Annotated in this window: 10 protein-coding genes and 1 tRNA gene; 4 read left to right on the forward strand and 7 right to left on the reverse strand. The window is 63.1% G+C overall.

Features of this window, described 5'->3' with window-relative positions:
* Positions 1-38: 38 nt before the first annotated feature.
* On the reverse strand, positions 39-878 hold the full coding sequence (locus tag MUK72_RS12440; RefSeq protein WP_244701302.1) for a geranylgeranylglycerol-phosphate geranylgeranyltransferase: 840 nt from the start codon (positions 876-878) through the stop codon (positions 39-41).
* An 87-nt stretch (positions 879-965) separates the two neighbouring features.
* On the opposite strand from MUK72_RS12440, the gene MUK72_RS12445 reads away from it, so the two are divergent.
* Both MUK72_RS12445 and MUK72_RS12450 read left to right on the forward strand, forming a co-directional pair.
* A tRNA-Arg gene (locus MUK72_RS12445) sits at positions 966-1,040 on the forward strand.
* Between the two features lie 309 nt (positions 1,041-1,349).
* Positions 1,350-2,888 (forward strand): glycosyltransferase family 39 protein, encoded by a 1,539-nt coding sequence (locus MUK72_RS12450; RefSeq protein ID WP_244701306.1) that lies wholly within the window; start codon positions 1,350-1,352, stop codon positions 2,886-2,888.
* A gap of 327 nt (positions 2,889-3,215) precedes the next feature.
* On the opposite strand, the gene xacF is transcribed toward MUK72_RS12450, so the two are convergent.
* Positions 3,216-4,679 (reverse strand): 2,5-dioxovalerate dehydrogenase, encoded by a 1,464-nt coding sequence (gene xacF, locus MUK72_RS12455; protein ID WP_244701308.1) that lies wholly within the window; start codon positions 4,677-4,679, stop codon positions 3,216-3,218.
* Positions 4,680-4,775: 96 nt separating this feature from the next.
* Here xacF and MUK72_RS12460 point away from each other — a divergent pair, with 96 nt between their 5' ends.
* Complete coding sequence (locus tag MUK72_RS12460) at positions 4,776-5,642, forward strand: fumarylacetoacetate hydrolase family protein (protein WP_244701322.1); 867 nt, start codon at positions 4,776-4,778, stop codon at positions 5,640-5,642.
* Between the two features lies 1 nt (position 5,643).
* Here the strand turns inward: MUK72_RS12460 and rpiA are convergent, their stop codons facing one another.
* The 5 genes from rpiA to aceA form a co-directional block, all read right to left on the reverse strand.
* A complete protein-coding gene (gene rpiA, locus MUK72_RS12465) occupies positions 5,644-6,513 on the reverse strand; it encodes a ribose-5-phosphate isomerase RpiA (RefSeq protein ID WP_244701325.1) in 870 nt (289 codons plus the stop codon).
* A gap of 2 nt (positions 6,514-6,515) precedes the next feature.
* Entirely contained in the window at positions 6,516-7,556 is a 1,041-nt protein-coding gene (locus MUK72_RS12470) for an NADP-dependent phosphogluconate dehydrogenase (RefSeq protein WP_244701329.1), read from the reverse strand.
* Positions 7,557-7,682: 126 nt separating this feature from the next.
* The gene (locus MUK72_RS12475; protein WP_244701332.1) at positions 7,683-8,684 is read right to left on the reverse strand and encodes an AIR synthase family protein; all 1,002 of its coding nucleotides are present in this window, start codon (positions 8,682-8,684) and stop codon (positions 7,683-7,685) included.
* 52 nt (positions 8,685-8,736) lie between these two features.
* Positions 8,737-10,053: a malate synthase AceB gene (gene aceB / locus MUK72_RS12480; protein ID WP_244701336.1), complete on the reverse strand. Its 1,317-nt coding sequence runs from the start codon at positions 10,051-10,053 to the stop codon at positions 8,737-8,739.
* A 141-nt stretch (positions 10,054-10,194) separates the two neighbouring features.
* Positions 10,195-11,250, reverse strand: coding sequence for an isocitrate lyase (gene aceA / locus MUK72_RS12485; protein WP_244701339.1), 1,056 nt, complete (start codon positions 11,248-11,250; stop codon positions 10,195-10,197).
* 175 nt (positions 11,251-11,425) lie between these two features.
* On the opposite strand from aceA, the gene MUK72_RS12490 reads away from it, so the two are divergent.
* Complete coding sequence (locus MUK72_RS12490) at positions 11,426-11,929, forward strand: DUF6789 family protein (RefSeq protein WP_244701342.1); 504 nt, start codon at positions 11,426-11,428, stop codon at positions 11,927-11,929.
* Positions 11,930-12,004: the final 75 nt, after the last annotated feature.

Genomic DNA, 12,004 nt, shown 5'->3' on the forward strand with positions numbered 1-12,004 from the left:
AGTAGTGATAGGCCGCCGGCGAGGATAAGAACACCGGCCTACAGGGCGACCGCGAGCCGGCCGACGACGAACGCACCGCCCGCGAGGAACATCGCGTAGCTCAGATGCTCCTGGCCTGCAGTGGGGTCGCCGAAGCTCTCGACGGCGGCGACGGCCATGACCAGATCGGCGATCGCGACGACGGCGAGATACGGCCAGCCGAACGTCTCTTGGAGGTAGGGCAGCGGACTGGCGAGCAACGCGACCGCGAGCAGGCCGGCGGCGAGCCAGAGCGCCGGGCGCTTGCCGATGGCGATCGGCAATGTATGGAGCCCCTCGCGGCGATCACCGGCGACGTCCTCGACGTCCTTGACGATTTCGCGGGCGACCGTCGACAGCGCCGCGAGCGCGAACAGCACGATGACCGCCTCGGTGATTCGCCCGACGGCCGCCGCGCCGAACAGGAACGTGCTCCCGCCGAGATAGCCGACGACGAGGTTGCCGACGCCGGGCAGCCCCTTGAACAGTTCCGTGTAGGCGACGAGCGCGATGAGGTTGACGACGGCAATGGCGATGGCGACGAACGGGAGGGCAAGTGCGAACACGACGGCACCGCCGAACAGCAGCACGCTGAACCACAGCGCCGCCCGGGGCGTGACCGCACCCCGAGGAATCGGACGATCGGGCTCGTTGATCCGGTCGATCTCGCGATCGAAGTAGTCGTTCATCGCGTTGCCCGCGGCGGTGGCGAGAACGGTCGCGCCGATGGCCGCCCCGATCGCGAGCGCAGAGTCGAGACCGCCGGCGACGAACGCGCCGATGAACGTGAGCATCCCCGCGGCGACGGCGTTGACGGGTCTGGTGAGTTCGAGCAGGCCGCGAGAACGCTCGCCGGACATGGCCCTTCTCCCGGCGGTGTGCGCATAAATGGCGCGAAACGCGACGACCGGGGGATTTAACTACGACTCGGCGCAACCGATGGCTACGGGCGCTTAGCTCAGTTTGGACAGAGTACTTGGCTTCGGACCAAGCTGTCGCGGGTTCAAATCCTGCAGCGCCCACTCGTCCGACGAACGACAGTGAGTAGTGACGAGTGTAACGCGAAGGATTTGAATCAGGGAGTGTAGTGAGCGAAGCGAGCGGAACGACTGTGGTTCAAATCCTGCAGCGCCCATGGTGTTTCCGAACGGCCTGCATTTGGCCGACGATATACGGATGATTATTGTCGACAAGGGGATACCAATCCCACTCTCTGTAGGCTGTTCGTTCATGGTTGCTTTCTGGCCAGTTTCGCAAGTTTTCCATCTCGGACGGGATGGCAACTACCATATGATTCAGAGGGTATTCAATTCATGAGCTGGGAATAATCTGTGCGCCAACTCAAGGATCAGCCAGTAAATGTGCTCGCCGGGGCTATCGTGCTCTTGGGAGCTGTTCTCAGAGTCTTTCATCTCGGGCATCACGATTTGTGGCTTGACGAGGCGCTTTCGTACCATTTCGTCACCTCACGGACGCTCCCTGAGTTGCTTTTCTCTGTCCCACTTGTTGATCCTCATCCACCCTTGTACTATGCGATTCTGGATATTTGGACGGGCATCGCTGGCACATCGGAGATTGCACTCCGATTTCCCTCCGCCGTGTTCGGAACCGCTGCAGTAGGCGCGTTTTATATCCTTGTGAAGGGGGTTTTCAACAAGACCGTAGGATCGATTGCTGCGTTACTGATGGCTGTATCGCCATTTTACATCAGATATTCACAAGAAGCGAGAAACTATGCATTAGGGGTGCTACTTGTTATTCTGTCAACGCTATTCCTCCATCGGGCGATTAAGCATAAGACACGCCAAGACTACAGTGGATACGTTATAACCGCGGTGTTGCTCGGTTACACTCATGTGTGGGGCCTCTTCGTACTCGCTGCGCACGCCATATACGTATTTAGCGCCTTGGCGTTCTTCCACCCGAAGAGGCGTACTGTATCATGGCGGCCGTGGCTAGTGGAATACGTAGCGATAGGCCTGTTACTTTCGCCATGGGTATCGGTACTCATCTGGAGAACACTATTTTCGGTTAGCGATACTGCTCTTGGCTCCATAGCCCCTCCGTCAGTCGCTATGTTGCTTTTGATGCCGGCTGAATGGATGACGGGGGACAAATTCCACCACGCTCTTGGACTGCTAGTACCAGCAGCCATCATCGCAGGAGGGGCCTGGTTTGGACATGCCGCGGTTCGGTTATACGGCGATCACGTTGAATATTGGCTCGGTAATGTCCTGCCACTTCGAGAGAGATCAGAGGATACTTTCGATTCGAGTGGCCTCTTGTTCGCAGCACTACTCATTGTTCCTATTGCTATTGGCATCACGATATCGTATCTCGTGAGACCCATATACTACACCCGCTCGACTATTTTTGCAGCAGTTGGCTTCTACGCCTTTCTTGCAAAGGGTACGAACATGGCGCGGGAGCTTCGGGGTGGCCAAGTCGTTGCAATCGTCTTGGTTTTGGGATTGGTACTCCCGTTGCCCGGATATTATAATGAGGATTCAGTTGAGCCATGGGGCGAAGTGACCGACCCAATCCAGCAACGCTCCGATGGGGACGATCTCATACTCATCACGGATCAGTACATGCAAGTCCCATTCGAATACTACGCTGCGGATTCGGAGGCCACCATCCGTACTGTCGCAGAAAACCCGAACCGAAACATCGGCATCCGCCCTCTATACCCCTCAACCATACCCACCGAGATACGAGAGATGGCTGCTACCTACGATACCGTCTGGCTCGTTCTTTCGCACACTACGAAGAGACATAACAACCGTATTATCAAACAAGTGAATGCAACCCATCAAGTGGTGAAAACGAATGAAGTACCCGGAGTTCGAATATTGAAGTTTAGCGGCTGAATTGCCCTACCAGGGACAATCAGTTGGTCTGGATGATCTCTAAACGTCTATCAGTTTGTGGTGGTTGACCAGTAGCCATAGACTGTGCGACTTCGGTACGCTGTTCCCGAAGATGTATTTCAAGTGCCTGCTCCGACGCTGTTGCTGTCAATGACATAACTACAGTAGAACACATGACAGGATGCTTGGCTTCGGATCAAGCTGTCGTGGAGGAGCAGCCGACGGCTACTACGCAGTTCAAATCCTGCAGCGCCCATGTTTTACCACAACCGAAGCGAGGAGTGTGAACCGCAGGGAGTTCGTTCGAGACGAAGGAAAATTGCCGATTCAGTAGCTGTCGTAGACGGTTTTGATGATCGTGAAGTAGTCCATCCCCTCCTCGCCCTGCTCGCGGTAGGTCTCGCTAGAGGAGGCGTTCATCCCGCCGAAGGGCACGTGGAGTTCGAGCCCCGTCGTGGCCTCGTTGACCTTCACGATGCCGAAGTCGATCTCGTCGACGAACCGGTTGGCCTCGCTGTGATCGTTGGTGACGATCCCTGCGGCGAGCCCGTACTCGACGTCGTTGGCGAGTTCGATCGCCTCGTCCAGATCGGAAAACGTCATGATCCCGGCGAACGGCCCGAAGACCTCCTCCTGCATCACGGTCGCGTCGGAATCGAGCCCCGTGACGACCGTCGGCTCGACGAAGTGGCCGTCCTCATACTCGCTGCCCTCGGGCTGGCCGCCGCCGTACTCGACCGTTGCACCCTCCTCTTTGGCGGTCTCGATGTAGTCGAGGGTGGTTTCGAGTTCGCTCTCGGAGACCTTCGGTCCCATCCCAGGGTCCTCGACGGAGTGGCCGATCTCGACACCCTCGGCGTAGTCGACGAGCGCGTCGACGAACTCCTCCTCGATCGATTCGTCGACGAGCACGCGCTCGGTCGCGGTACAGGCCTGACCGGTGACGCCGAAGGCACCGCCGCCGACGATTCGGGCGGCCTCCTTGACGTCGGCGCTCTCGGTCACGACCGTCGGGTTCTTCGAGCCGAGCTCGGTCTGGACGCGCTTGTGGGCGTCGGTGGCCTGCTCGTAGATCATGTCGCCGACCTGTCGACTGCCGGTAAAGGAGACCGCATCGACGGCCTCGTGCTGGATGATCGGCTGGCCGACCGCCTCACCGCTCCCGGTGAGGACGTTGACGACGCCGTCGGGCACGCCAGCGGCCTCGGCGGCCTCGTCCATGCACTCGACGACCTTCAGATAGACCGTCGGCGCATCGCCCGAGAGCTTACAGACGACGGTGTTGCCCGTCGCGAGCGCCGGGGCCATCTTCCAGGCGGGGATCGCGATGGGGTAGTTCCAGGGCGTGATCAGCCCGGCGACGCCCATCGGCTCGCGCACGGTGTAGAGGTTCTGGCCCTGTGCGCTCGGGTTGTAGCTCTCGCCGGCGTAGTCCATCGCGCGCTCGGCGTAGTAGTAGAAGATGTTGACCGCACGGCCAACTTCGCCGGAGGCCTCCGAGAGCGTCTTCCCCTCCTCGCTCGCGAGCGTTTCGGCGAGCTCGTCACGACGCTGATCCATCCGCTTGGCCGTCTCGCGCAGGAACTTCCCGCGCGCGGGACCGGGCGTGTCGGCCCACTCGTCCTGCGCGGCCGCAGCCGCCTCGACGGCCCCGTTGGCGTCGGCTTCGCTCGAATCCTGTACCTCGGCGACGACCTGGGTCGTGTCCGACGGGTTGCGCACCTCGAAGGTGCTGCCCGTCTCGCTCGCGCGCCACTCACCGTCGACGTAGTTCTCGTAGGTATCTGCCATCTCCGGATGACTACGGGACCAGGGTATACCGTTCTTTCGGCTTCGATAGCAAGCCCCACCCCGTGAAACTTTGTGGACGGCCCACCACGGTCCGGTATGCGCTACTACCGCACGATCGAGGACGGGGCGGCGCGACTCGTCGCCCGCGACGGCGAGAAGGCCTACGATCTCACGGCCGCGCGCGAGGGACTCGACTCGTTCGCCGCGCTGGCGAACGTCGCCGACGTGCTCGGGACGGGCATCGACGGCGTCGTGGAAGGGCTGACTGCGGACGCGCCGCTGCTCGACGCCGATTCGGTCGCCACGCGCGCGACGATGCCCGCTGTTCCCGACGAGGTGTGGGCCGCCGGCGTCACCTACCAGGTGAGTAGCGACGCCCGCGAGGAGGAGAGCGGTCGCGGCGAGATCTATCAGGGCGTATTCGAGGGCGATCGACCGGAACTGTTCTTCAAAGCCACCGCCTCGCGAACCGTGGGACCGGGCGAGAAAGTGGGAATCCGCGGCGATTCCGACTGGGACGTGCCCGAACCCGAACTCGCGGTGGTCGTCCACCGGGGCGACATCGTCGGCTACACCGTCGGCAACGACATGAGCAGCCGCTCGATCGAGGGCGATAATCCACTGTATCTCCCGCAGGCCAAAATTTACGACCGCTGCTGTGCCATCGGGCCCGCGATCGCCTCGCCCGAAACCGTCGGCGATCCGCAGGACCTCGAACTCTCGATGCGAATCGAACGCGACGACGAGGTCATGTTCGACGACAGCACCTCGACCTCCCAGCTCGTGCGCTCGCCTGAGGAACTCGTCTCGTATCTGAATCGCCACAACACGACGCCCGAGCTCGCCGTTCTCCTCACAGGCACGTCGCTGGTTCCCGAAGAGTTCACGCTCGAAGCCGACGACGAGATCGCCATCGGGATCGAGAACGTCGGTCGGCTCGAAAACGGGGTAACGACGGTTTAGCTCAGAACGAGACCGTGTCGACGTCCTCGCTGGTCCCGAGATAGACGTCGTCGACCATATCGAGGAAGATCCCGTGTTCGAGCACACCGGGGATCTGCTCGATGTCGCGGGCGGTCCCGCTGGTGTCGTCGAGCCCGCCGAAGTCGCAGTCGATGACGAGGTTGCCGTTCGCGGTGAACAGGGGGCCGTCCTTGCGCTCGGCCATTCGGAGTTCGGGGTCGCCGCCGACATCTCGGAGGTCCTCGGCGACGACTTCGCGTGCGTCGGGCATCACCTCTACTGGTACAGGATAGTCGAGCGGGTCGGTGGCTTTCTCCTCGTCGGTGGCGATAACTAGTCGATCTGCCATCGCGTCGATGATCTTCTCGCGGGCGTGTGCGCCACCGCCACCCTTGATGACCGTTGGCTCCTCTTCTGAATACTGGTCCGCGCCGTCGATGGTCACGTCGAGTTCGGTCACTTCGTCGAGATTGACGAGCGGGATGCCTGCCTCCTTGGCGAGCTCGTGGCTCTGGAGCGACGTGGCGACGCCGCGGACGTCCTCCAGCTCACCCTCGCGGAGCAGCCGCCCGATCTCGGCGACCGCCCACGCGGTCGTGCTGCCGGTGCCGAGGCCGACGTCCATCCCGCTCTCGACGACGTCTTGCGTGGTGCGCTCGCCACCCCGTCGCCGGCGCTCGTCGAAGACGCCATCGGTGCCGCTCTTGATGCGCCGTGGCGACGGGATGATGGCGATCTGCTCGCGGATCTCCGAGTCGTCCGTCTCGACGCCCGCCGCGTCGAGCTCCTCGCGGGCGTTTTCGACCACTTCGTCCTCGGTTTCGGCCCAAACGTGGATACCGTTCTCGTCGTCGATGAATTCCTTTGCCATGGTTAGTCCTCCTCGTCGGCGAGCGGTCCGACCGGGTCGACGTCGTCCTCGTCGCGGAGATCGTGGCGTGCCTCGTTGTCGACCCGTCCGTGCAGGCGTTCGCTCCTGATACCCTCGTCCTCGCCGAAGGGGTGCTCACCGAAGCCGTGACGCATCATCGCGATGGCTCGGTAGGCGTGACGTTGGTTGCCACGTGATTTGAACAGTTCGGTGACCGACTGGCTGATGACGGGAATGGGTGTCTCGCCCTTGTACGCCTCGCTCACGAGCCAGTTGACCTCGCCGGTGTCCTCGATGTAGTTCGGAATGTCGTCGAAATCCGGGGCGTCCTCCTGCTGATCCTCCTTGCGTAGCCCCTTCTCCATCAATTCGACGAGCCAGCTCTCGATGACCGCCCCGTTCGACCAGTTGTGGAAGACGTCGGCCATGTCGAGATCGAACTGGCCCGCTTCGAGGAGTTCGACGCCCTCGGCGATCGACTGGAGCATGCCGAACTCGATGCCGTTGTGGACGAGTTTGACGAAGTGGCCGCTACCCGGCGGCCCAGTATGAAGGAGTCCGCCGTCGACCGAGAGCAGGTCGAGATACGGCTCGGCGATCTCGAACCCCTCCTCCCGTCCCCCAACCATGAAGCAGGCCCCCTCGCTCGCGCGCGGCGGGCCACCGCTGGTGCCCGTATCGAGATAGTAGATCCCCTTCTCCCACGCGCGCTCCTCGCGGCGGATCGAGTCGCGCCAGAAGGAGTTGCCGCCGTCCATCACGACGTCGCCCTCCACCAGATGATCGAGCAGGTCGTCGAGTTCGTCGTCGATCATCGGGCCGGCGGGCAGCGAGAGGTAGATCACCCGCGGCGCGTCGAGCTCGTCGACGAGCGTGTCGTACGCGCCCGCGTCGTGGACCTCGACCCCCTCCTCTTCGAGCTCCGGGCGGTCGGCCGTATCGAAACCGACCACCCGAACGTCCTTCTCGACGGCCTGTTTCGCGAGGTTGCCGCCGATCTTTCCCAATCCGACGATGCCGAGTTCAAGGTCAGTGTCTGACATGAATGGGTCCTGCTAAGCCGCTGTCGTTCCATCGCTACGATCCGCTCGATCGCGTGCCGTTCGTCACTCACCTCACAGCACGAGAGTATAGAACTGTCGCCTGCATTCGTCGGCCCGTCTGAGTCACTAAACGTAGTCGGCGTAGACGTCCCACGACGGGTCCGCGGCGGGTGGTTCGATCCGCTCGCCGTCGGCGTACGCCCCGCTTCCTGCGGAAACCTCGCCGACGACGGCCGCGGTCGTCCCGCGGGATTCGAGCGCGTCGAGAACGGGGTCAACTCCGGAAGAATCGACCGCGATCAGGAGCGATCCGGCGCTGGTCGCCGCCCAGGGATCGATGTCGAGATATTCGCAGACGGGTTCGACACCGGGACGCATCGGGACGCGCTCGCGGTCGACGTCGAAGCGCACGCCAGTGCTCGCGGTCATCTCGCAGAGCGCACCGCGGAGCCCACCCTCGGTCACGTCGTGCATCGCCGTCACCGGGCCGGCGGCTGCGGCCGCGAGCGCGTCGCGCACAGCTCGCGCGTCGTCGAGGCGCTCGCGGGCCGTATCGATCGTCGATTCGAGCAGCTCCATCTCGTCGCCGAACAGCGTCGTCAGCAGGCCGACCGCCTCGACCGCGGGACCGGTCGTCAGAAGGAGGGTGTCGCCGGGGCGCGCGCCGTCCGGGCGAACGATCTCGGCCCGATCGCCGACACCCATCACCGTCGCGCCACCGACCCAGGGGAACGAACAGCCCTCGTAGCGGGCGGTGTGGCCCGCGACGACGCTCGCACCCAGATCACTGGCCTCACGGTCGAACGCCTGCCAGAAGGTGGCGAACTCCGCGTCGGTCATTGACGGCGGGAGCGTGAAGTCGAGCGAGAGATAGGCCGGCGGGAGCCCCGAGACCGCGACGTCGGCACAGACGACCTCGAAGGCGAACCGACCCGCGCGCTCGAAGCCGAGCTCCGGGAGAACGGAGATCGGATCGGTGGCGACGACCAGCGATCGGTCGTCGAAATCGATGACCCCGAAGTCGACGCCATGCTGTGGGCCGACGGCGACCTCCTCGCGCTCGGCACCGAGATGCGGGTAGATATGCTCGTCGAAGAAGGCGCTATCGACTTTGCCGTATGCTGGCATGACGGCGTTACTCGCTACCGATAAAAACGGTGTTCGGTTCGGATCGGACCGCTCAGTTGCCGACGTTCGTCGCACGCTCGACGACGTTGGGACTGTAGAGCTCTTCGAGCTCGTCGTGCTGGTCCGGGCGGTGTTCGTAGACGTCCTGGAAGAGGCTGACGGGCGTCATCGACGCCTGATAGGTCGCCTCGTCCCACATCCGATCGTTCGAGACGTCCACCGAGATATCGTCGATCTCGATGGTCGCCGCTCGCTCCATCGCGATCGCACCCGTCCCGGCATCTCTGGCTTCCTCGAACTGCTCCATCGAGTCGACGATGTCGTCCATGCTCGGGACGTACTCGACCATGTCGAGCAGCTCCTCGCTGAGTTCGTCCTCGTCGAGGTTGCGTTCGTCGCTCCCGACCGTCAGCGTGTAGCCGTCACCGTCTTCCGATAGCGAGAGCCGATCGCCCGTGTACACTTCCGTGTCACCGTCGCTTTCGAGGGCGACCTGCTGGCTGCCGTCGTCGAGCAGCCATCGTCCGCTCTCGGGCGGGAGTCCGGACCTGTTGGCCTCGACCACCTGTCCAGGAGTGAGCGACCAGATGCCGAGCATCCCCTTGGCCTGGTTGGCGGTCATGCGCTCGCGGTAGCCCTCGACATCGCGGATGTCGTCGTAGGGCCCGTCGACCGAGATCAACCCTGCCGCGCTCGCACCGCGCGAGGTGTTGTGGCGCAGTTCCGGCCACGCCGGCAGGTTTCCGGTGGGCGTGATCGCGCGCATGTCCTTCGTGTAGTCGACCTCGCCATCCACGAGCATGAACAGCCGCTCCAGATTATTGGTCGGCTTGCCCATCTCCTCTCGGAGGTCGCCCATCGCGAGCTCCGCTGCACCCGACTCGACGATCACCGACATCGCCAGCGAGCCTTCTTCGAGCCCGTGCTCGTGCTCGACGATCGTGATGAACTCGTCGGCTTTCTTCCAGTCGTCGATCCCACCCACTTCCGGGATCACGAACCCGTCGAGGTTCTCGACAGCACCCTTCTCGGGGTCGGCGATCGACAGCATCCGCTTGAGCCCCTGATGGCGTGTCTCGGGGCTGTCGCGGTGCCAGACGACGCGCGGGTGAATCTCGCCGGGGAATTCGTCGCCGTTCTCCGAAACTACCTCGACGATGTTCGCCGCACCCTCGTCGCGCATCGACGGGGCCGTTGCATCTTCGTTGTCCGGCACCCACACGTCCGGTGCCTGCATTCCGCGCAGCCCGCTCGCGCTGCGGATCATCTTCGCCGAGTCCTCCTCGCCCTCGACCGCCGTCGGCGAGGTGAAAAACGTCCTGACGAACTGCCGCTCGTGGAGTCGCTTGTCGTGGTTTTTTGCGTTCATATCAGTAGATGGCTGTATCGCTGCCGGGCGTCGCTGGCTGACTATACATGCATTCGCTGCCACGTCGCATGGACACTCGCCCAGTGGACCGACGGGGTACTGTCTGTTTCGATCCGACGACGCGAACGCCGTTCGTGGCGTTCAGTCGTCGTCGCCGTCGGCCTCGGCGGTGAGCGGATCGCGTTCGTCCTCGGAGAAGCCCTCCGACCCCTCGATGCGCGAGCGCGCCTCGGGATCGAACTCCATCTCGATCTCCTGGAACTTGTCGACGAAGGAGAGCTCGTGATGGCTCTCGGTCTCGTGGCCGAGATACTTCTCCTCCAGGTCGAACTGACCCTGCTCGGCGTTCTCCGCGAGGTTCTTCATGTCCTCGTAGGCGGCGTGCGCCCCCGAGTGCAGCGCGAACAGCGTGATGAACTGGTAACTGTAACCCAGATCGCCCAGCTCCTGGAACGTGAGCGGGTCGTCCTGTTCGGACCACGCGAACGAGCTGGAGTAGTTGAACGCCAGATCGAGCTCCGGGTGGGTTTCGTGGATCGTCTCGGCGTAGTCGACGGCGTCCTCGCGACTGGGATCGGGCATCTCTGGCCAGACGATGTCGACGCCGGCGTCGGCGTACAGCCGGCCGCGTTCGAGATGTTCCTCCCAGTCGCCGTTCGCCGAGCCGTAGGCGTCCGTGCGCGCGATGATCACCGTGTCCTCGGACTGTTTGGCGTCGACGGCCGCCTCGAAGCGCGCCTGTGCGTCCTCGCGCGAGACGATCTGCTTGCCTGCGATGTGGCCACAGCGCTTCGGCGTCACCTGATCCTCGATGTGGATCGCCGCGACGCCGGCCTTCTCGTACTCGCGGACGGCGCGGCGGACGTTGTGGATGCCACCGTAGCCGGTGTCGCAGTCGGCGATCACCGGGAGATTGGTGGCCTCGACCATTCGTTTGGCGTTCTCGACCATCTCGGTCATCGTCACCATCTCCAGGTCGGGGAAGCCGAACTGGCCCAGAACGGTCGAATAGCCGCTCATGTAGGCGGCGTCGTGGTCGGCCATCTCGGCGAGCCGGGCGTCGAGGGCGTGATACATCCCCGGCGCGAAGACGTAGTCCTGTTCGTCCAGCATTTCGCGCAGCTCGCGGGCTGCGGGGTTGTCGACGTCCTTCGTGAAGACGTCCGTGTCTCCGATGAGTTCCGTTGGCGTTGGCATGGTTGGTCTCGTGGCGGCGAGCGGACCCCAGGCGGGGACGGCGCGACCCGCTCGCCGACCGCATCGGCACCGACAGCGAGGAGGGTAAAAACTGTTATGATCTTTCATGATAATATTCATTAGATGCTTTCCCGATGCGGAAGGCATCTAGCGGATATAAATGTCGGACGGTAGCATGGGTGGGATAACGGACGAAGAGACGATCGACGGAGAGGCGCGGCCGGCACGGATGCCCGGACTTTTTCGTCCCGTCGACCGAGAGCCGGACATGCACAGGGCGCTGCGTGCGATCACCGGCGGCCTCGTCGGGACGATGGTGTTGGGCGGATTCCTGCTCGTTCTCGACACGCAGGCGCGGGGCACGCTGTCGGTCGCAGCCGTCGTCGGCCGTTTTCTCGGCATCGATGGCCGGCCACTGATCGCCATCGCGCTGTTCGCGATCGTCACCGTCGTCGTCTGGCCGGCGCTGTTCGTCGCCATCGAGGAGTATCTCCCGTTCGGTCCCGACCCCGCAGCCCGGGCGGTGGCCTTCGCCGCCATCATCGGGATCGTGTTCGTCGTCGTCGGCCGGGGCTCGATCACGGGGCCGATCCTCGTCATCTACGTCGGCTTTTCCGTGCTCGCCCATCTCGCCTACGGCTTCGCGTTCGGCAGCATCTACGGCCGGCTCGCTGGCTGAACGGTTGTCGATGGAACCGGTCAAACCAACGGGTGAACTTACGTTTATACACGGGGGCCGAGTAGGCGAGCCATG

Source organism: Halococcus dombrowskii (genome assembly GCF_022870485.1).
GTDB classification, from domain to species: Archaea; Halobacteriota; Halobacteria; order Halobacteriales; family Halococcaceae; genus Halococcus; species Halococcus morrhuae.